Raw genomic sequence first — 19665 nt, 5'->3', positions numbered from 1 at the left:
CCGGGAATATGACCCTTCCTCCTCTTGTTTTCTACCTTATACCTCCCCTGGTGGGGGCCCTGATCGGGTATATTACCAACAAGATTGCCATAACCATGCTTTTTCGCCCCCACAGGGAAAAGAGGTTCCTGGGGCTGAGGGTGCCCTTTACCCCGGGGATTATCCCGAAGCAGCGGCATGAGCTCGCCCGCAGCATCGCCCGTCAGGTTTCCGGAGAACTCTTCACCGTTGAGGCTGTTACCGCCCAGATGCAGACCCCGGGATTTATTCAGGGCCTGGAGGCGGCCATCCGCCGGGGCGGGGATATCCTGAGTCCGCTTACGATCTCGTCGCTTATCAGGAATCCCGATAAATCACCCCTGGGCAGGTTCTCTCCCCTGTGGAAGGAACTTGCCGGTTCCCCGGGCATCCACAGCCTGGGAAACGCCCTGATCCGGGGACTTTTCCGGATCTATCTGGGGCCCGATCAGGATGAATCCGGAGATCGGAAGGTCTTTGGTCCGGCGGGAGAACTGACTGCCGGGGTCCTTCACCGGCACATACGGGAAAAACGGCGACTGGATGAACTCCTCAGTCCGGAAGCCGTTCAGGCTCTGACCGCCGCTTTCGCCGGTCTGCTTCCCTCCCTTCGCCGCCTGCTGATCCAGTGGCTCAACAGGCGGTCGACGCGGCAGGAACTTCACCGGCGGGGTATTATGCTTTTCCGTGACGCGGTGGACAGTCTCTCGGGTATCCAGCGCCTGGTGGTCGTGGCGGGGCAGTACCACCGGAGCATGGAAGAGAACATGTCCTATCTTGTGGACCGCTTTGTACAGAACCTGGAGGAGAGCCTTGAATCTCCGGATACCGTAAAGGGGCTGCTCGCCGCGGCGCGGGAGTATCTGGAGCACAACCTCGACAAACCGGTGGGTGATTTTCTTGAACCGGAAAAGATTGACGAGCTTGCGGGGGTCGTGGATACACTCTTCAGCGGAGTCGACCTGTTCAGGCCGGAATCAGGGGTTACGACGGCGGGTATTCTTTCTCTGGTTCCCGAAAGCTTGAGCCTGGGTGAGCTTGTGCAATGGGACAGCGGAGGAAGCGAGCTTCTTATACCCCTTATTCGGGACCTCGTTCTGGGACTCCTGGTAAAGGCTGTACCCCTGGCCCTGGATGTTATGGATATAGAAAAGCTGGTGATTTTACGTATCGACAGCCTTGCCATTGCTGAGGTGGAATCACTATTATTAGAAGTAATAAAGAAGCAGCTCAAGTGGATTAACATCTTCGGGGCACTTCTTGGAGCAGTTCTTGGTGGATTTCAGGTTCTGCTTATGGTCCTTCGGGGCTGATTAATAAAAAAAATGAGGGTATATGACCCGTATTCTGTTAATTGACAGCAATCCCGACGATCTGAAAAAGATGAGCCGGTATCTGATGGAAGAATCGTATACCGTTATCCCTGCCGGGAGCTCCGCCGATGCTCTTGCATATCTGCAGGAAACGGATATTCACATTATCCTGATCGATCTCGATGTGAAGGACCCACCATGGAAAGAACTGGCCATTGAATTCAGAAAACGCTATTTTCAGCGGCCTCTTCAGATTATCCTGAGCGCTCATGAAAAACGACGCTTAAAGGATGCCCTGGAAGAAGGCGCCGATGATTATATCCAGAAGCCTGTCCGCAAGCTCGAATTTCAGACCCGCATAAAGGCTGCGTACATCCGTTTAAAAAGTCAGATGCGTCTTTTCGAGGAGCGGGAGTTTTTTCGCCAGGCTGTAAAACAGGAGGAAGAGCTTGCCAGCAAAATCCTCGACCGGCACCTGCACCTGAAACAGACCCTGGAAGTAATGGAGACCGAAAAAGAGGAGCTTGAGCGATCCAAGGCCAAGCTGGAACGGATTGCCAAGTACGATATGCTCTCCGGACTTCTGAACAGGATGAGCCTGTTTTCCATTATCGATATCGAGATTGACCGGGCCCTCCGGACCGAGGATCCTCTGTCGGGTATAATGATGGACATAGACCATTTTAAGCCGATCAATGATAATTACGGACATCCCGTGGGAGATGTGGTTATCAAAGAGATCGGCCGTCTGCTGCAGGAAACCCTGCGAAAATACGACCATGCGGGGCGATACGGAGGAGAGGAGTTTTTTATGGTCCTGCCCAATACCTACAAGGACCAGGCCTTCACCATAGCCGAACGTTTTCGTCTGTCCCTTATGGACTGCGCAATTGATACCGGTGATCTGGAGCTTTCAGTCACCGCCTCCCTGGGGGTCGCCCAGTATCACTCGGGGGAGAGCCGGGAAGCCTGGATTGCCCGGGCTGATGCCGCCATGTACCGGGCCAAACAGAAGGGACGTAATCTTACGATGATGGAATAGACTCTTCCCGCATACGATACCCGACCCCCCGGATGGTCTCTATGTATCGGCCGTAATCTCCGAGTTTCTTTCTCAGTCCGAGGATCTGTACGTCCACCGCCCGTTCGGTAACGGGATAGGACTCTCCTTTTACGGCACCGATTATCTGGTTCCGGGAGAAAACCCAGCCTGCATTCCTGGCTAAAAACTCAAGTATGGAGAACTCGGTGACGCTGAGGTTCACATGGTCTCCGCCGCAATGGACCTGATGTCTCTTTGTATCGACGGATATTCCATGAATACTGAAAGAAGACTCATTTTCCCGGGGGAGCCCTTTTTGATCCTTTCTGCGCAGAACTGCGCGAATACGGGCACCCATCACCCTGGGACTGAAGGGCTTTGTAATGTAATCATCGGCGCCGATTTCAAGACCCACCACAATATCGGCGTCCTCGCCTTTGGCGCTGGCCATGATGATGGGGATATCAGCGGTACGGGGGTCCTTTTTCAACCTGCGGCAGACATCGATGCCGTCGATTCCCGGGAGCATCAAATCGAGGATGATCAGGGCAGGATGATTCCGTCTGGCAAGATCCAGCCCCTCTTCTCCGCTTGCGGCGGGGATGACGGAATATCCTTCCTTTTCCAGGTTGTACTCCAGGAGTTCACGAATATACTGTTCATCGTCAATTATCAGTACTGTTTCGCCGAGCTGTGGCATGCCGATCTTCCCTATCTGTTTAATTCCACATGTCTGCCGGAGGTATTATAGATTATCAGCTCCGAGATATTTGTAACGTGGTCGCCCATCCTCTCGAGGTACCGGACAACAAAAATCAGCTCAAGACCCTGGTTAATCTTTGCCTTGTCTTCTGTCATTCCTGTAACGAGTTCACGGGTAATCCGGTAGTAAAGATTATCCACCTCGTCATCCCTGGCTGCTACTTCCCGGGCGTAGTCACCGTCATTGTTTATGAGAGCGGTGAGAATATCCCGGATCATGGCCTGGCAGATCTTTGCCATGCGGGGTATGTCGATCAGATCCCGGATAAAGGGGTCCTCCGATAGTTTCAGAACACTTTTTGCAATGTGCACGGCATGGTCTCCTATTCGTTCCAGCTGGGTCGCGACCTTGATGGCTGTGACGATGGTCCTGAGGTCGCCGGCCACGGGCTGCTGTGTGGCCAGGAGTTTGGTGCAGTGATCGAGTATTCCGGTTTCCGCCCTGTTGATATCCTCATCATCATGTATGATCTGTCCGGCCAGTTCGCTGTTGTGCCCTTTCAGTGCGATGATGGATTTCTGTATGGATTCTTCCACCAGTATTCCCATCTTCAACAGGCTCTGATGCAGATCCTTCAGTTCCTCGGAAAAGTGTTTTCGTGTGCCTGGCATAATCTGTTTTCTCCCTGCCTGTTTCTCAGCCGAATTTTCCGCTTATGTAGGCTTCGGTCTGCGGATTTTCGGGTTTGAAAAAGATCTGCTCCGTGGTGCCGAACTCCTCGATTACTCCGTTCAGGAAAAAGGCGGTGTAATCGGAGACCCTGCCGGCCTGCTGCATGTTGTGGGTGACGATCACGATGGTATATTTCTGCTTCAGCTCATCAATAAGGTCCTCTATCCGGGATGTGGATATGGGATCCAGGGCGGAGGTGGGTTCATCCATCAGTACCACATCCGGGTTTACCGCCAGGGTGCGGGCTATGCAGAGCCGCTGCTGCTGACCGCCGGAGATTCCCAGGGCAGGCTTATGGAGCCGGTCCTTGATCTCGTCCCAGATGGCCGCCTGCTTCAGGGAGGTTTCCACGATCTCCTCCAGCCTGTTTTTATCCTTGATACCGTGCAGCCTGGGACCGTAGGCCACGTTGTCAAAGACACTCATGGGAAAGGGGTTGGGTTTCTGAAAAACCATCCCGATCTTCTTTCTGAGTTCTATTACATCATAGTCAGAGTAGATATCCATTCCGTCGTATTCGATGGTTCCGTTTATGCTTACGGAGTCGATGATATCGTTCATTCTGTTCAGGGCCCGGATAAAGGTCGATTTTCCGCAGCCCGAGGGACCTATAAGGGCGGTCACCTTCCCTTTTTCGATATCCATGGAGACGTCGTGGAGGGCCTGAAAATCCCCGTAGAACAGATTGAGATTGCTGCATTTAATTTTAACAGTAGAATCCATATGAAACTCCTCTATTTGCCGGACATCCGGTTCATGCGGCCGATCATCCGGGTCGTCATGCGATTGACAATGAGAATGATAAAAATCAGCACCGTTCCGGTGGCGAAGGCCCTGTCAAAGGAGACGGCCTCGGAGAACAGCAGGTACAGGTGGAGGGAAAGAACCCGCGCCGGGGAACTCGGTCCCGCCACCAGCTCGTAGCTTGAACCCAGGGTGTAGAGCAGGACAGCGGTCTCGCCGACCACCCTGCCGATCCCCAGAATAATCCCCGTGAGGATTCCCGGGCTCGCCGCGGGAAGGACTACCTTGAAGATGGTATCCAGCTTGGTCGCCCCCAGAGCAAGGGATCCTTCCCGGTAGGTACCCGGAACCGCGGACAGGGCCTCCTCTGATGTCCGTACGATGGTGGGCAGTATCATAAGGGTTACCGTCAGGGTGGCGGAAAGGAATCCTATCCCCATGCCCAGGATCTGAACGAAGAATATACGTCCGAAAAGGCCGAAAACGATGGAGGGAATACCCGCCAGGGTCTCCGTACCCATGCGGAGAAATCTTACCAGGGGACCCTGTCTGGCGTATTCGACCAGGTAGATGGCTGCGGCGACTCCGACGGGGGTGGAGAAGAGCAGGGTGAAGGCGATAAGCAGCAGGGTATTTATAATGATGTAGGATATACCTCCCCAGGCCCCGGAACGGGAAGGGGCTTCCAGCAGAAAGCTCAGGGTAAGGTTGGGACCGGTCTCTTTTCTGATAACCGGAACGGAAGGAAGGTCCCGGTCATGTACTTCATCGTACAGGGCGATGCCGATGGATCCGGGGGTCGACGCGATGTAGTCGAAATACTTGTCTTTATCGGTAAATACGGGAATCCCCGACTCTTCCAGAGAACCGACGGATACGAGATCCTCCAGCTGCTCTGTAAAGCTGTCGTTGTACAGGTACAGGGCTGGAAGAATCTCAAGATCGATCCCTCCCAGCTCAAGCCAGTTTCTTGAAGTTCCCTGGAAGATCCTCTGTAGCTTCTCCTGATCCAGCTCCTGAAGCTTTTTGTTCTTCTCAATTTTAACTGTCCCGGGGCTGAAAAAGACGCTGAACCTCCGGAGGGGTACAGTTTTTACCCGGTTTAAGGAGCCCTTGTAATCGGAGGGCACAAATCCGATGGCTCCGGGGGTTTTTGCCACCATGTCCGCCATTTCGTCAAAACCGGAGACAAAGCTTGTATACTTGCTGAACTCTTTTCCCTCGGGCAGTACCGCCCGGGCTGCGGCATCTGCGAATTCCTTTGAGTCCGGAGCCGCTTTCAGGGCAAAGGGCTGGACGTCCAGGTCCTGACGGGTATAGAAGCCCCAGTTTTCCCGGCGTCGTTTGGAATAGATCTCGTTCAGCTGAGATTCCGTGAGGTCCCGGATTTTTATCTTTTTGTTGACGATAATCCGCAGTCCCTGGTCATCCGTTCCTTCCAGGGGGATTACCGATTCTTCTATGGGCAGAACATCGTAGGGAATATACTGCCGGGAGTAGAAACCCCGGAAGAGAATATAGCCTACAATCCAGACCAGGATAATGATGGTAAGGCCGGCAAAAAGCCAGACAAAGCCACGGGCAATATTTTCTTCCAGTTTGCTTATGCGGGTCGAGCGGGATAATTCCATTATTTCATGTCCTTTACGGCTTTCTTCATGAGCATCTGAACCGAGATGTTGATGACGAGGATAAAAACGAACAGGACCATTCCCGTCGTAAAAAGGCTGGTCCAGTGGTCTCCCGAGGCATAGGACATATCGGTGGCCACGTTCATGGTAAGGGTCCGTGCCAGCGAAAGGGGACCTGTGGGCATGGTAACGGCATTCCCCGCCACCATCAGAACCGCCATGGTCTCTCCTATGGAGCGGCCCATTCCCAGAACGATTCCTGCCAGAATCCCGGATCGCGCCGCCGGAACCAGGGTATGGACTATTGTCTGCCAGTGGGTGGCCCCCAGGGCAAGGGATGCCTCCTTCAGCTCCGGGGCCACCGCCCGCAGGGATACCTCGGTGATATTGATAATCGTGGGAAGAACCATGATGGCCAGCACAATGGACGCTGTCAGCACTCCCAATCCTGTATTGCTGGATGTAAGGTTGCGCACCAGGGGTGCGATGGCTATATATCCGAAGAGACCGTAAATGACCGAAGGGATTCCCGCCAGGAGTTCAACCACCGACCGGACGGTATTGGCAAAGCGGCCTCGTGCGTACTCGGCCATGAAGATTCCCACGGAAAGACCCACGGGAAGGGCAAGAATCAGGGAACCGAAGGTGACCCAGATGGAACCGGCGATAAAAGGAAGTATCCCGTAACGTGCAGGATCTCCCGTCGGTTCCCATACGGTACCGAAGACAAAATCCAGAACTCCGGTTACCCGGAACAGCGGCAGACCTTCGAGGAAGATGAAAACAGTAATGAAAAGGACGCTCAGAACGGAAACAAAGGCGCAAAAAGCGAAGATGCCCCTGGCCGTACTGTCCCGCAGTTTTTTCATGTTCAAAACGTGCCACTCCTTGTTTTTACTCGTATATATATAACGAGTGCCGTATGAAGGGCGGATAAAAGTTATGTTAGAGTTCTGTTAAAAGAATGGCCCCCCCGCCGGGGAGGGGCCGATCGCCGATGACTTTTCTTTATGAAAGCAGTGTCTTACCGAACGGATATGAACCCTTCTTCCTCTATGATGGCCTGGCCGTCTTCGGAGAGCAGGTAATCGAGAAAAGCCTGCTCCACATCGTCCAGGTCGCCGGTATGAACCATGTTCAGGGGGCGCTGGATGGGGAATTTCTCGCTGAGGACGTTCTCCATGGAGGGCTCAACGCCATCCACGGTAACCGCTTTTGTCCCCGGCTCCCGGTCGATGTAGGCAAATCCGCAGTAGCCGATGGCGTAGGGCGTGGACCCTACCTTGGCAACCATGTCTCCGTTGCCGGTGGTGATAATCGCCTTGTCGGTAAACTTTGCGTCCCCCAGGGTAATATCGCCGAAGGCAGCCCGGGTACCGGAAGCTTCGTCACGGTTTACCACTACGATTTCCGCATTGGGACCCCCCAGGACGCTCCAGTTGCTTATCTCTCCGGAAAAGATCTTCCGGATCTGGTCCATGCCGAGGTTGCTGATAGTAACGCTTTCTTTGTTGACCACCACCGCTACTCCGTCCAGGGCCACTACCACCGGAACAGCGCCGTCCGCCTTTTCCGAATCCTTGATCTTACGGGAGGCTGCGCCCAGATCGTAGGTCCCGTCCAGGGCGCCCTTGACCCCTGCGGAAGAACCGGGGGCATCGTAGGAGATGGTCACACCGGGGTGCATTTCGGTAAACTCATCGATGGCGGGTCTCAGGAAGCCTTCCAGGGTGGTGGATCCGCCGAAGGCGTAATTGCCGGAGAGACCGTCGCTGCTCCCGGCGGCCTGCTGGCCGCCTGCAAACACGAGCCCTGCAGCAAGAAGCAGGGAAACAAGAATCAAAGTCTTTTTCATTTTTTCCTCCATAGAAACTGAATGATGACTAAGAGATAAAATCCCCGGATAAGAACTGTATGAAAGACATGTTAGGAATAGGTTAAATTCCCGGCTTTTATCTGTTTTCCGGAATCGCGGACTGCGGTTCTGTTCGTTGCACAAGCAGCGGAGGCTGTGGTAATCTCGTTTACGGAGAAGAGATTCCATATGAACACAGGGACACGAAAACTGCTTGTTTTTACCGGTGGGGGCACCGGCGGTCATGTATATCCGGGTCTGGCAATCATTGATGAGCTGAAAAAAAAGGGAAGAATCTCTTCTGAAGATATCCTCTGGATAGGTTCAGGAAAGGGAATGGAGGGGGAGATCCTGAAAAAGCATGGGATTCCCTTTTTCTCTGTTCCCTCGGGAAAGCTCAGGCGCTATTTCTCCCTTAAAAATGTGACGGATCTCTTTTTAATCGCCCTTGCCCTGTGTAAATCCCTGGTGTTCATGCTGAAGTACAGACCGGTTCTGCTCTTTTCCAAGGGCGGCTATGTTTCGGTTCCTCCGGTAATCGCAGCGAGAATCTGTCGTGTGCCCGTTCTTACCCATGAATCGGATCTGGATCCCGGGCTCGCCACCAGGCTCAACGCCCGCTTCGCGGACAGAATATGTATCTCCTACGACAAGACCCGGGAGTACTTTACATCCTCCCTTGCCGAAAAACTTGTGCTTACCGGGAACCCCGTACGTCCGGCCATGCTCGAAGGGGACCCCGAAATTGGCCGACGGAGTTTCGGACTCCCGGGGAATAAACCCCTGGTCCTGGTTATAGGCGGCAGCCTGGGGGCACAGCAGATAAACCTGCTTATGGCGGAGGTGATAGATGATATCCTGCCTCATGCGGAGGTTCTGCACCAGACCGGTGGGGGAAACGGGAGCGACAGTCCCCGACCCGGCTATGTACGGCGGGAGTATATTCACGAGGAGATGCCCCACGTTCTGGCGGCAGCGGATGTAGTTATAAGCAGAGCGGGGGCCGGAACCCTGTGGGAGTGCGGAACCCTGGGAAAGGCAATGCTTCTGATTCCCCTTGGAACGGAGGGCAGCCGGGGGGATCAGCTGCGTAACGCAGCATTCTTTGCAGAGCGGGGGGCCGCCCGGATACTTTCCGGAGATGAGGCATCGGCCGGTTTTCTGAGGAAGGCCGTTCTGGAGCTGGTTTCCTCCCAGGAGATCCGCCTGCGCATGGGAGAGGCCGCAAGGCGGATATGCGGACTCAACGCTGCCCAAAGCTGTGGAGATCTGATAATGAAAATTTACGGGGAGACGGTTCTTCACCGATGAATCCGGGGGTATTGGACTATATTTTTGCAACCATAATGCTGGTCATGGTAATCAGGTGCCTCATAAAGGGCTTTATTACCGAGCTCGCTGCAGTAGCCGCCATCGGCGGCGGTATTGTGGGGGGAATCCTGTTTTCCGCCGCCGGAGGGGACTTTTTGGCCGGAGTATTTGGCGATTCTCCCTGGAACAGGGTTATAGCTTTTCTGGCAATCTTTCTGTCCGTATATTTAATTCTGAAGATAGCAGAAGGCCTTCTGTATCGGCTTATCGAAGCGGTACACCTGGAAAATCTCGACAGGGCTCTGGGCTTCTTCTGGGGACTTGGCGAAGGAATTGTTCTGAGTGTTCTGATCCTCCTTGTCCTTGAGACCCAGCCCTTTGTCGATACCCGTCGGATAATCGACGAGAGTCTTTTTGCACAGTTTATAACCGGGGTTCTGCCGGAAACGCAGATTCCCGGACATATTCCCCTGGGAGAGAGCTATAAAGGTGTTTGAAAACATTCTTGATCAGGAACACGTAATATCACGCCTCATGGAAGATCTGGAGAACCAGCGTCTTCCTTCATCACTGCTTTTTTTCGGCCCCTCCTTCTGCGGAAAACTCTCCGCCGCTCTGGAACTGGCCCGGGGATTAAGCTGTTCCCGGGAACGGGAGTGGTCCTGCTCCTGTCCGGACTGCCGCAAGCATCGTACCCTGACCCATCCGGATCTGGGCATGCTCGGGCCCCGTTATTTCCAGCAGGAACTGGATGGCAGTCTCGAGGTCCTGCGCCGCTCCCGAAAGGATTTTGCCCGTTACCTGGTTATCCGGGGGGCGCGCAAGCTGACGCGGCGTTTCGATCCCTGGCTCTGGGAAGGGGAAGAAAGCAGGCTCAAAGGAGCCCGTTCCTCCCTTGATGCCCTCGAGGAACTGCTGGACGAGCTTGACCCGGCGGCGGGAGAACTTGCCGAAACCAGGGCGGAAAAGATCATCTCTTCCATCGCCAAAGAGGCGGCATCCGTACTGAAGGCTTCGAATCTGAGCCATATTCCCATCTTTATGGTGCGGAATCTTGCATACTGGGCCCGGACAACGGGACATGGTAAAGCGAAAATCATTATTATGGAGAATGCCGAGTCCATGATGGATTCGGCCCGCAACGCGGTTCTGAAAATCCTGGAGGAGCCGCCGGAGGGCGTTCACTTTATCCTGACCACTTCCAAACGGGCCGCCCTCATCCCGACAATCCTGTCCCGGGTGCGGCCCTATGCCTTCAAGGAACGGGACAGCCGGGGAGAGCGTCAGGTCCTGGACAGAATTTTCCGGGAACCCTCCGGGGAATTCCGTTCCCTCAGGGAGTATTTCCTCGGTTTTGATCTGGGGGCCGGCGAGATTCGCAGGCATGCCGAAACCGTCGCCGACCTGGCCCTGGGAAACGACTCTCAGGGAGACCTCTCGGAAGTTTTCAGCATGCTCCAGAAAAAAGAGCGTTTTCTTCCTCTCCTGGAAGAGGTCCAGGAGCTTCTTCGACTCAGGCTTCGTGAGGGACTTCCCGGAGTGGATCTTGCCCGGATGGAAAACCTGCTTGACCGGCTTACCCGGGCCAGGAAGATGTTCGAAGGCTACAACCAGAATCCCGATCTGCTCCTTGAAGGACTTCTGTACGGAGGGGTCCGGTGAGAAAGTTTCTGAACAGGGCCCTGAAAAAGATCGGAAAACTCAATATAGACCAGATACGCTCCCTCATTATGGATGTTGTCCAGGAGAATGAACTTCTTGAGATGGTCCTCTATTCCATGACCGATGGAGTTGTGGTCCTTGATGAGAAGCATTCGGTAATACTGCTGAACAAGGCGGCGGAAAGGCTCTTTCCCTTCAAGAACGGCGACGTTGTTGAGCGGCCCCTGTGGGACGCCCTTGCGGACAGCAGCCTGAGCGAGTTCTTTCATAAAGCCCTGGTGGAGCATGAGAACATCGAGGACAAGGAGATCTCCCTGCAGACCAGCGCTTCGACCCGGGTGCTCTCCTGTACCATGATGCCCCTGGTGCGGGAAGGACGTATTCAGGGCGGACTGCTCCATATCGAGGATATTACGGAAAAGAAGGCCAAGGAGGCCCGCCTGCGTCGGGCCGAAAACCTCGCTGCCCTTACAACCCTGACAGCCGGAGTGGCCCATGAGATCAAGAACCCTCTGGGCTCCATCAGTATCCATATTCAGCTCATTCAGAAGGCCCTGGGCAACGGAGCAAACGGAAAGAATACCGAGACGATCCAGAACTACCTGGATATCGTCAATGAAGAGGTGGATCGCCTCAACGGTATAATCGTCGATTTCCTTTTTGCAGTCCGTCCCATGGACGTCAATCTTGTCGCCCAGAACCTGAATGATCTTGTTCACGAACTCTTTGAGTTTATCCACTACGAGCTGGAAGAACAGAAGATCCGACTGGAGTTCAACCTGGACGACAGGATGCCCGAACTGCAGCTGGATGTAAAATACATGAAGCAGGCGCTTCTGAATATCGTCAAGAACGCCATATCCGCCATGCCCGAGGGGGGAACCCTGCGGGTCGAAACCATTGCCAGGGACGACCAGGTGGAGCTCTCCATACGGGATACGGGAGTCGGTATCCCGGAAGAGAATATGACCAAGATATTCGAACCCTATTTTACCACCAAGGATTTTGGCTCCGGCCTGGGGCTGACTCTGGTCTACAAGATAATCAAAGAGCATCAGGGCGAGATAAACCTGGAGAGCCGGGAAGGGGAAGGCACCACCTTTACCATAACCCTGCCTGTTCCGCAGAAGGAGCAGCGTTTACTAGGATGGCAGAGCAATGAAGTTTAATGTACTGATTGTAGATGACGAAAAGAATATTCGCGAAGGTCTCGGCAAGGCCCTGGAGCTGGAGGACTACAACGTCTTTCTGGCTGCAGACGGCAAGGAAGCCCTGGCTGTAATCAACTCTGAAGAGATCGATCTTATCATTACCGACCTCAAGATGCCCGAGATGTCCGGAGAGGAGCTGTTAAAAAAGGTCGCCTCCGCCTATCCCACGGTACCGGTCATCATTCTGACCGGCCACGGTACCATCGAATCCGCCGTCAATGCCATGCGGGACGGGGCATATGATTTTATCACCAAACCCCTGAACCTGGACCGCCTCTCCCTTATGGTAAAACGGGCCCTTCAGAACCGGGAACTTGTCCTCCAGCACCGGGCGCTGCAGGAGGAGATCGATCTTATCGGGGAGCGAAACCGCTACGCCAGGATAATAGGAAAGAGTTCCCAGATGCGTCGGGTCATGGAGGTGGTGGAACAGGTTGCCGCCACCAAGGCATCGGTGCTTATTACCGGAGAAAGCGGTGTTGGCAAGGAACTGATTGCCGATGCCATACATAAGCTCTCTCCCCGCAAGGACAAAGCCCACATAAAGGTTCACTGTGCCGCCCTGTCGGAGAGCCTTCTGGAGAGCGAACTCTTCGGCCATGAAAAAGGTGCCTTTACCGGGGCGGTGGCCCGCAAGCGGGGGCGTTTTGAGCTGGCCCACACGGGTACGATTTTCCTGGACGAAATCGGGGAGATCTCCCAGTCGGTGCAGATAAAGATCCTGCGGGTTCTTCAGGAAAAGCGCTTCGAGCGCGTAGGAGGAGAGGAGACCCAGGAGGTGGACGTGCGTATAATATCGGCCACCAACCGGGACCTGAAAGCGGAGATAGAAAAGGGGAATTTCCGCGAGGACCTCTACTACCGTCTCAATGTGGTGAATATCCATGTTCCTCCCCTGAGGGAACGAAAGGAGGATATCCCGCTGCTGGCTGCCGCCTTTCTCAAGGAGTTCGCCGGGGAGAACGGCAAGAGTATCGAGGGAATTGACCATAAAGCGAATCTTGCCCTCTATAACTATTCCTGGCCCGGGAATATCCGGGAACTCAGAAACTCGATAGAGAGCGCGGTGGTGCTCTGCAAGGGAAATATTATCACCACCGAAGACCTTCCTCCCAGTGTGGTCACCGGAGAAGAGGGAACCTACATCAAGATCGATCTCGGGGTCAGTATGGAGGAAGCCGAGAGGGTTATTATCGAGAGTACCCTCAATTACTGCAACGGCAACAAGAGCAGGACCGCAGAGGTTCTGGGCATAGGCCGCAAGACCCTGCACCGAAAAATCAGCGAGTATGACATAAACGAAATATAAAGGCTTGTCGTGATTCAGGGGGGGGCTTCCTGAGGGCCCCCTATTCGCTGTAAAAGGGTTCCTCGTCGAAGTAGTAATCCCCGGTAAAGACATATTCTGCACCCCCGGTTAAAAGGAGTTCTCCCTCGGGGTCCTTCCATTCAATGTAGAAATCATCCTTTCCGCAGCGGGTCATCAGCGAGCGGCTGGTAAACCCTCTGACCGCCGCCGCTACAGCCGCGGCCCCGGCGGCAAGACTTGTCTCCCGGAGTCCGTAGCCTTTTTTCCACCAGGGCCAGAAGGATATGTCATCGTCCGAATAGAGCTGGATAAACAGGGGATGAAACTCCCTGGCAAAGAGCCCCGCCTTGGCCAGGGCCCTGCCGGTCTTCTTCTTCCCTTTTCTGGGATGCGTGTTGAAAAAGAGGGCCCCGAATAGCTGACCGAGGACAACCGGGGTAACGGGATAGGTTTTACCATCCAGGGAAAGGTACCTGCCCGTGTCCCTGCTTATCATCTCCTTCAGTTGATTCCCTTCGATATCAAGAGGCTTTCCCAGGGAAATACGGAAGTTGGCGCTGTCGATGGCTTCGACGCTCTTGATTCCCCCGGGGGTGGAGATGGTAATGGCCCTGGTTCCCGCGAAGCCGGAGTCAAACAGGTACCTGGCGGCACCCAGGAGGGGATCGAAAAAGCTCTTCAGCTCTTCTCCCCGGGGATTGAAACAGCGGAGGTCTGCCCCGGCCTCTGGATGGTCCAGCAGGATTGCCAGCCCGTTGGCACCGATGCCTCGATGCCGCCGACACATACTGCGCACGATGAAGGGAAGAATCTCCTCATCAGGAAGAGCGTCCCCCATAAGATTTACAAGGAGCGTATCGTTTTTACCAACCCTCAATTTATAAAACGGAAGGTTCACTAACTCTCCTCAAGAAGCTTCTGGTGTAAGGTCCTGATTGCCTGGTCAGCGTATTCGTCCGGAACAACGCAGGAGAGGTTTATATCCGAAGCCCCCAGGGATACCATCTCTATGGGGATTCCTTCCAGGGCGGAAAAGGCCCGGGCGATGAATGCGGAGTCCCTCCACAGATTGAAACCGACCATGCAGATAATGCCCGCTTTCTGTACGATCTTTACCTGTCCCAGTTTTTCGAGTTCTTCGGTTATCTCCCTGAGGAACCTGGTGTTGTCGATGGTCATGGAGACGCTGACCTCCGAAGTGGCCACGAGATCTACGGAGGTTTTATAGGTGTTGAAAATCGTGAATATCCTGCTCAGAAAGCCGTAGGCGTTCAGCATTCTCGAGGAGGATATATTCATAAGGGTAACACCTTTTTTGCCTGCGATCGCCCGCAGCCCGCTTCCTGAGACCTCGGAGGAGATAAGGGTCCCGGGATGATTCGGGTCTCCGCTGTTCTTGACCCACACGGGAATACCATGACGGATCGCGGGCTGGATGGTACTGGGGTGCACGACCTTGGCACCGAAGAACGCGAGCTCCGCGGCCTCGTCGTAGGTTATCTTGTCGATTGTGCGCGCACCGGGCACCAGCCGGGGATCGGAGGTCAGGATACCGTTAACATCGGTCCATATCTGTACCTCTTCAGCCTTGAGGGCGGCTCCGAAGATAGCGGCAGTATAGTCGCTGCCTCCCCGTCCCAGGGTTGTGGTGGTACCTTCGGCGGTGCGGGAGATAAATCCCTGGGCAATAATGAGGCGGCCCCGGTGGGGTTTTACGTGTTTTTTTATCGCTTTGTTTGTGGCATCAAAATCGGGAGCAGCGCTGGTAAAGTTGTCATCAGTAATAATGCAGTCCCGTGAATCAATCCAATGAGCGTCCATTCCCCGGGCCAGAGCACGGTAATAGATGATGGTTGTGGCCAGAAGCTCCCCGAACGCCAGAATCGCGTCGCGGCTTCGGGGGCTGCATTCATGGAGGAGGCTCGATCCCCGTACCAGGGCGATCAGCTGAAGGTAGAGCTCATCGATGGCCCGTCGGCAGTCAGCAAGCTCCTGACCGCTCAGAAATCCTTCCACTACGGCCAGGTGTCTGTCCTTCAGGGTGTTCAGCTCTTTTTCAGCCTCACCGAACATGCCCTGTTCGGCAAGATCGGTAATCGCAACCAGGGCGTCAGTGGTTTTGCCCATGGCCGATGAGATAAGAAGGGGTGCGCTGTCGAGCTGTTTCTCCGCGATATCCAGGGCCCGATCGATAAATTCACCGTTCTGGACGGAGGTACCGCCAAATTTCATAACCACCATGTCATGCTCCTTATGGTAAGCGGCAAGGCTATAATAAAATGATTTTCCTCTAGTACCATGTTGAAAAATTTCTGTCAATGTGCAGGTATTGCCCGGTTCTCCGCGGAGGACACTGCTTGCTTGATCTTTTCCTTATCAGCGGGGATAATTCCCTTCATGTGGTCAGGAGGTAAAATTATGGCGGACTATTACACTACGATAGAAGCCTTCCGGAAGTCCCTGGAAAAGAGTACAGAGTTCAGGCCCCGGACAGGGGTAATCCTCGGTTCCGGTCTGTCGAAGATCGCGGATTCCCTGTCCGGAACGGCGATCGATTATTCACAGATCCAGGGTATGCCCAGACCCACCGTTGAAGGCCACCGGGGTTTCCTGAAAATCAGCAGAGATTATGCCCTGCTGGCGGGACGTTTCCACTACTACGAGGGACACGCCATACAGGATGTAGTCAAACCGGTACTGCTTCTGAAAGCCCTTGGAGTGGAACGACTGATCGTCACAAATGCAGCAGGGGGCATAAATCCCGATTTTGAGCCGGGACAGATTGTACTGATCCGGGACCATATTAATCTCATGGGCGCAAATCCCCTCGTGGGACCCAACAACGGGGATCTTGGTCCCCGGTTCCCGGATATGAGCGATGCCTATTCCCGGGCTTTGAGAAAGCGTATCAGTGCCAGGCTCGAATATCCCCTTAAGGAGGGGGTGTATGCGGGCTTGAGCGGTCCCTGTTACGAGACCCCGGCGGAAATCAGAATGCTGGAAAAAATCGGGGCCGACATGGTGGGAATGTCAACGGTGCCCGAGGTTATTATGGCGAATTACCTGGGTATGGGAACAGTAGGTTTCTCCTGCATTACCAACATGGCCGCCGGAATTCTGGATCAGCCCCTGAATCACCAGGAGGTAATCGATACTGCCGCCAGGGTCGAAACGCATTTCAGGGGTATTGTCGAAACCGTGATGGAACTGCTTGCCTCGGAATGAGAATCCAGGACTACTTTCTGCCCCATATAGTGGACAATATATCCGATGCTGTCGCGGAGGCTTCGGGTAATGAGGTCTTTTTTATCGGGACGATAAACGACGAAGGACTCGTTTCTTCCGTAATGATCGGGGCCCGGGGAAACAGGATTTCCGTTCCCGCCCTGAGCCCCTACCTGGAAACGGCGGATGTGGTTATTCACAATCATCCCTCCGGCAACCTTACACCCAGCAGTGCCGATCTGGGAATAGCCTCCTACCTGGGCAATCGGGGGGTCGGCTTTTACATAATTGACAACCAGGTCAGCGATATCTACGTGGTGTCCGAGGCGGTCAGGGAATCAGAGATTTCAGCTCTTGATTCGGCAATGCTGACGGGGCTGCTTCTTCCCGAGGGACCTCTGGCAGAGGAGATCCGGTACGAGAAACGGGATTCCCAGATCGCCATGGTCGAAGAGGTCTGCCGCAGTTTCAACGAGAACGATGTCAGTCTTATCGAAGCAGGGACCGGGGTTGGAAAGTCCTTCGCCTATCTGGTTCCGGCCATCGCCTGGGCGGAAAAGAACCGCCAGCGGGTGGTGATATCCACGGGTACCATCAATCTTCAGAACCAGCTTCTGGACAAGGATATTCCCACGGTCCTGAAAATCATGAAGTCCAGGGTTTCCTGCGCCCTGGTAAAAGGACGGGGAAACTATCTGTGCCTGCACAGGTTGAACGAGGCCCTGGAGGAGGATTCCCTGTTTCGGGAAGAGGGACACGACCTGGAATCCATCAGAGAATGGGCCGGGGTGACTGAGACGGGTTCCCTGAGCGATCTGCCCATTCTGCCTCCCAGGGAACTGTGGAACCGGATCAACTCCGAGGCGGATTCCTGCCTGGGCCTTCGCTGCCGGCATCGGGAAAACTGTTTTGTGATACGGGCCCGCCGCAAGGCCGCTGCCGCCCAGGTGCTGGTGGTAAACCATCATCTGCTTTTTTCCGATCTTGCCCTGAGGCTGGAGGAGCTCGGTTTTGAAGGTACCGCGGTGCTCCCGCCTTTTCACAAAATCGTCTTTGACGAAGCCCATAATGTGGAGCGCAACGCCACCTCCTATTTTTCCATGAGCCTCGGACGCCTGTCCATCTACAAACAGCTTTCCCGGCTTCTCCGTCGACGCAGGAATCGCAGCTTCGGGGCCCTGGTCAAGATTGAACCCCTGGTTCCGGACACCCGCTTGAGTTCCCGGGCCCCCCAGGCCATCGGCAATTTGCGGGAGGCCCTGGAAGCGGCGGAGGCTGCCATTCTTCCCCTTATGTCCGGGGCGTCGAGCTATCGTCTGAGGGGTGCTGCTGTTCATGGGGCGGAAGAGGGTATTGATCTTGTGGTTTCAAACCAGATAGCCGAGATCCGCAAACCCCTGGGTGAACTCTATACCCTGTTGGGCCGAATCGCCGAGTCCCTGCCCGATGACGCTGCAGAGGAACCTGCCCTGCACGAATTGAAGGTTATCCAGCGACGTCTCTCCGGATTTCTTATGGTCTGCGATTCCTTCAGGGAGCGGGAAAACCGTCCCGACCAGGTTTTCTGGATCGAGGCCAAACGAATCGGCCGGGAAACTCATCTGTTTTTTACCGTCAGCCCCCTGGAGGTCAGCTCCCTTATGCGGGAAGCGGTGTATGATCCCTTCGACACGGTGATCATGACCTCCGCAACCCTGACCATCCAGGAGAATTTCAGCTACTGGGAGGATCGGATGGGGCTTACGGAGTATCCCCATCATACAGGACGATTCCCCTCTCCCTTCCCCTACAAATCCAATGTTCTTCTGTGTGTGTCCCAGGAGGCCCCGGACCCGAAGGAGCCGGACTACATCGATTTCTCCGCCCGTCTGGCCAGGGATCTTCTGCTCCTGAGTGAAGGGCGGGGGCTTCTGCTCTTTACCTCCTACGCCATGCTGAAGGAGGTCCATGATTTCCTGGCTCCTCCTCTGGAGGAAGCGGGTATTTCGGTCCTTCGTCAGGGGGATGACGATCGAAGCCGGCTGCTGGAGCGTTTCAACAGCGATACGGGGAGCGTTCTGCTGGCAACCGAATCATTCTGGGAAGGGGTGGACAGCCCCGGAGAAACCCTTACCCTGCTTATCCTTTTCCGGCTGCCCTTTACCGTTCCCTCCGACCCGGTACTCCAGGCCCGTATGGAAGCCGTCGAAGCCCGGGGAGGCAACTCATTCTTTCAGCTTTCCCTTCCCATGGCGGTTATGCGTTTCAAGCAGGGCTTCGGTCGTCTGATCCGCTCCTCCTCCGACCGGGGGGCGGTGGTAATCTGTGATCCCAGGATTCTGAAGAAGAACTACGGCGGGGTTTTTCTTGATTCCCTTCCTGCAACCAGGCGATGTTTCGGAACCCGGGATACTATTCTGCGGGAGCTCGAATCCTTTCTGTATTCCCGGGAGAGCTGAAAAAAAGCCTTCCGTCATTGCGACGGAAGGCCCTTGTACAGGACTGAACTGGTCGTTTTATTCGATTATTGCCATGACGTCGGACATACGGACGAGGAGCATATCCTTTCCGTCAACCTTGATGGTAGTGCCGGCATACTTGTCGTACATTACCTTCTGCCCCGGCTTTACGGTGATGCTTTCGTCATCCCCGACGGCCTCAACAATACCGGTCTGAGTTTTCTCCTGAGCAGTCTGGGGAATAAAGATACCGCTCGCGGTCTTTTCCTCCACCTCTTCAAGTTTCACCAATACGCGATCACCGATGGGATTAACCTTCATATCTTCCTCCTGATTCCAATTGTAATAGGATTTTTCCTTTTCGATTGCAGTAGAATCAATGGAAATATACGGATCAGGGCAAAAAGGGTCAAGGGCAGGGCGAACGCACATAGATATGCATGAACAGGCGGCGGTCGATAGGCTTTTCTG

The 19665-nt window shown here is 54.5% G+C and carries 18 protein-coding genes; 9 read left to right on the top strand and 9 right to left on the bottom strand.

Annotation, left to right across the window (positions count from 1 at the left end):
* Window positions 1–8 precede the first annotated feature (8 nt).
* Together B4O97_RS16745 and B4O97_RS16740 are read left to right on the top strand one after the other, a co-directional pair.
* A complete protein-coding gene (locus tag B4O97_RS16745) occupies window positions 9–1331 on the top strand; it encodes a DUF445 family protein (protein ID WP_083052626.1) in 1323 nt (440 codons plus the stop codon).
* Between the two features lie 22 nt (window positions 1332–1353).
* Entirely contained in the window at window positions 1354–2373 is a 1020-nt protein-coding gene (locus B4O97_RS16740; protein ID WP_083052625.1) for a GGDEF domain-containing response regulator, read from the top strand.
* Here B4O97_RS16740 and B4O97_RS16735 read toward each other — a convergent pair.
* From B4O97_RS16735 to B4O97_RS16710, 6 genes are all read right to left on the bottom strand, one after another.
* On the bottom strand, window positions 2357–3073 hold the full coding sequence (locus B4O97_RS16735) for a response regulator transcription factor (RefSeq protein ID WP_083052623.1): 717 nt from the start codon (window positions 3071–3073) through the stop codon (window positions 2357–2359). The two genes, B4O97_RS16740 and B4O97_RS16735, sit on opposite strands and share 17 nt — an antisense overlap.
* A gap of 11 nt (window positions 3074–3084) precedes the next feature.
* The gene (gene phoU, locus B4O97_RS16730) at window positions 3085–3747 is read right to left on the bottom strand and encodes a phosphate signaling complex protein PhoU (RefSeq protein WP_083052622.1); all 663 of its coding nucleotides are present in this window, start codon (window positions 3745–3747) and stop codon (window positions 3085–3087) included.
* 25 nt (window positions 3748–3772) lie between these two features.
* Window positions 3773–4531 (bottom strand): phosphate ABC transporter ATP-binding protein PstB, encoded by a 759-nt coding sequence (pstB, locus tag B4O97_RS16725; RefSeq protein WP_083052620.1) that lies wholly within the window; start codon window positions 4529–4531, stop codon window positions 3773–3775.
* Between the two features lie 11 nt (window positions 4532–4542).
* Complete coding sequence (gene pstA, locus B4O97_RS16720; RefSeq protein ID WP_083052619.1) at window positions 4543–6183, bottom strand: phosphate ABC transporter permease PstA; 1641 nt, start codon at window positions 6181–6183, stop codon at window positions 4543–4545.
* Window positions 6183–7052, bottom strand: a complete 870-nt coding sequence (pstC, locus tag B4O97_RS16715) for a phosphate ABC transporter permease subunit PstC (protein WP_083052617.1) — start codon at window positions 7050–7052, stop codon at window positions 6183–6185. The genes pstA and pstC overlap by 1 nt, the downstream gene beginning before the upstream one ends.
* A gap of 155 nt (window positions 7053–7207) precedes the next feature.
* Window positions 7208–8038 (bottom strand): phosphate ABC transporter substrate-binding protein, encoded by an 831-nt coding sequence (locus B4O97_RS16710; protein WP_083052681.1) that lies wholly within the window; start codon window positions 8036–8038, stop codon window positions 7208–7210.
* Between the two features lie 189 nt (window positions 8039–8227).
* Between B4O97_RS16710 and murG the strand changes: the two genes are divergently transcribed.
* From murG to B4O97_RS16685, 5 genes are read left to right on the top strand one after another with little or no spacing between them, the layout of a single operon-like run.
* Window positions 8228–9349, top strand: a complete 1122-nt coding sequence (murG, locus tag B4O97_RS16705) for an undecaprenyldiphospho-muramoylpentapeptide beta-N-acetylglucosaminyltransferase (RefSeq protein WP_083052615.1) — start codon at window positions 8228–8230, stop codon at window positions 9347–9349.
* Window positions 9346–9846 carry a CvpA family protein gene (locus B4O97_RS16700; RefSeq protein WP_158084365.1) on the top strand — a complete coding sequence of 167 codons (501 nt, stop codon included), beginning with the start codon at window positions 9346–9348 and terminating at the stop codon, window positions 9844–9846. Before murG ends, B4O97_RS16700 begins: the two co-directional genes overlap by 4 nt.
* Entirely contained in the window at window positions 9839–11011 is a 1173-nt protein-coding gene (locus B4O97_RS16695; protein WP_083052612.1) for a hypothetical protein, read from the top strand. The genes B4O97_RS16700 and B4O97_RS16695 overlap by 8 nt, the downstream gene beginning before the upstream one ends.
* On the top strand, window positions 11008–12180 hold the full coding sequence (locus tag B4O97_RS16690; protein WP_083052611.1) for a two-component system sensor histidine kinase NtrB: 1173 nt from the start codon (window positions 11008–11010) through the stop codon (window positions 12178–12180). Before B4O97_RS16695 ends, B4O97_RS16690 begins: the two co-directional genes overlap by 4 nt.
* Window positions 12170–13531 carry a sigma-54-dependent transcriptional regulator gene (locus B4O97_RS16685; protein WP_083052609.1) on the top strand — a complete coding sequence of 454 codons (1362 nt, stop codon included), beginning with the start codon at window positions 12170–12172 and terminating at the stop codon, window positions 13529–13531. Before B4O97_RS16690 ends, B4O97_RS16685 begins: the two co-directional genes overlap by 11 nt.
* Before the next feature lie 40 nt (window positions 13532–13571).
* On the opposite strand, the gene B4O97_RS16680 is transcribed toward B4O97_RS16685, so the two are convergent.
* Window positions 13572–14429 (bottom strand): diaminopimelate epimerase, encoded by an 858-nt coding sequence (locus B4O97_RS16680; RefSeq protein WP_083052608.1) that lies wholly within the window; start codon window positions 14427–14429, stop codon window positions 13572–13574.
* A complete protein-coding gene (lysC, locus tag B4O97_RS16675; RefSeq protein WP_083052606.1) occupies window positions 14429–15772 on the bottom strand; it encodes a lysine-sensitive aspartokinase 3 in 1344 nt (447 codons plus the stop codon). The genes B4O97_RS16680 and lysC overlap by 1 nt, the downstream gene beginning before the upstream one ends.
* Before the next feature lie 177 nt (window positions 15773–15949).
* Between lysC and B4O97_RS16670 the strand changes: the two genes are divergently transcribed.
* Together B4O97_RS16670 and B4O97_RS16665 are read left to right on the top strand one after the other, a co-directional pair.
* Window positions 15950–16756, top strand: a complete 807-nt coding sequence (locus B4O97_RS16670; protein ID WP_083052604.1) for a purine-nucleoside phosphorylase — start codon at window positions 15950–15952, stop codon at window positions 16754–16756.
* Window positions 16753–19194 (top strand): ATP-dependent DNA helicase, encoded by a 2442-nt coding sequence (locus B4O97_RS16665; RefSeq protein ID WP_083052602.1) that lies wholly within the window; start codon window positions 16753–16755, stop codon window positions 19192–19194. The genes B4O97_RS16670 and B4O97_RS16665 overlap by 4 nt, the downstream gene beginning before the upstream one ends.
* A gap of 57 nt (window positions 19195–19251) precedes the next feature.
* Here the strand turns inward: B4O97_RS16665 and B4O97_RS16660 are convergent, their stop codons facing one another.
* Window positions 19252–19515 (bottom strand): co-chaperone GroES, encoded by a 264-nt coding sequence (locus B4O97_RS16660; RefSeq protein ID WP_083052601.1) that lies wholly within the window; start codon window positions 19513–19515, stop codon window positions 19252–19254.
* Window positions 19516–19665 lie beyond the last annotated feature (150 nt).

The sequence above is a fragment of the Marispirochaeta aestuarii genome (assembly GCF_002087085.1).
GTDB lineage: Bacteria > Spirochaetota > Spirochaetia > JC444 > Marispirochaetaceae > Marispirochaeta > Marispirochaeta aestuarii.
The sequence above is the reverse complement of the archived record's forward strand: the minus strand, read 5'-3'. Positions and strand labels throughout refer to the sequence as shown.

Bases quoted from the DNA above. Each gene is read 5' to 3' on its own strand.
- B4O97_RS16735 (WP_083052623.1), bottom strand. From the start codon at position 3,073: ATGCCACAGCTCGGCGAAACAGTACTGATAATTGACGATGAACAGTAT.
- phoU (WP_083052622.1), bottom strand. From the start codon at position 3,747: ATGCCAGGCACACGAAAACACTTTTCCGAGGAACTGAAGGATCTGCAT.
- murG (WP_083052615.1), top strand. From the start codon at position 8,228: ATGAACACAGGGACACGAAAACTGCTTGTTTTTACCGGTGGGGGCACC.
- B4O97_RS16740 (WP_083052625.1), top strand. From the start codon at position 1,354: ATGACCCGTATTCTGTTAATTGACAGCAATCCCGACGATCTGAAAAAG.
- B4O97_RS16665 (WP_083052602.1), top strand. From the start codon at position 16,753: ATGAGAATCCAGGACTACTTTCTGCCCCATATAGTGGACAATATATCC.
- B4O97_RS16700 (WP_158084365.1), top strand. From the start codon at position 9,346: ATGAATCCGGGGGTATTGGACTATATTTTTGCAACCATAATGCTGGTC.
- B4O97_RS16745 (WP_083052626.1), top strand. From the start codon at position 9: ATGACCCTTCCTCCTCTTGTTTTCTACCTTATACCTCCCCTGGTGGGG.
- pstA (WP_083052619.1), bottom strand. From the start codon at position 6,183: ATGGAATTATCCCGCTCGACCCGCATAAGCAAACTGGAAGAAAATATT.
- pstB (WP_083052620.1), bottom strand. From the start codon at position 4,531: ATGGATTCTACTGTTAAAATTAAATGCAGCAATCTCAATCTGTTCTAC.
- pstC (WP_083052617.1), bottom strand. From the start codon at position 7,052: ATGAAAAAACTGCGGGACAGTACGGCCAGGGGCATCTTCGCTTTTTGC.
- B4O97_RS16710 (WP_083052681.1), bottom strand. From the start codon at position 8,038: ATGAAAAAGACTTTGATTCTTGTTTCCCTGCTTCTTGCTGCAGGGCTC.
- B4O97_RS16685 (WP_083052609.1), top strand. From the start codon at position 12,170: ATGAAGTTTAATGTACTGATTGTAGATGACGAAAAGAATATTCGCGAA.
- B4O97_RS16660 (WP_083052601.1), bottom strand. From the start codon at position 19,515: ATGAAGGTTAATCCCATCGGTGATCGCGTATTGGTGAAACTTGAAGAG.
- lysC (WP_083052606.1), bottom strand. From the start codon at position 15,772: ATGGTGGTTATGAAATTTGGCGGTACCTCCGTCCAGAACGGTGAATTT.
- B4O97_RS16670 (WP_083052604.1), top strand. From the start codon at position 15,950: ATGGCGGACTATTACACTACGATAGAAGCCTTCCGGAAGTCCCTGGAA.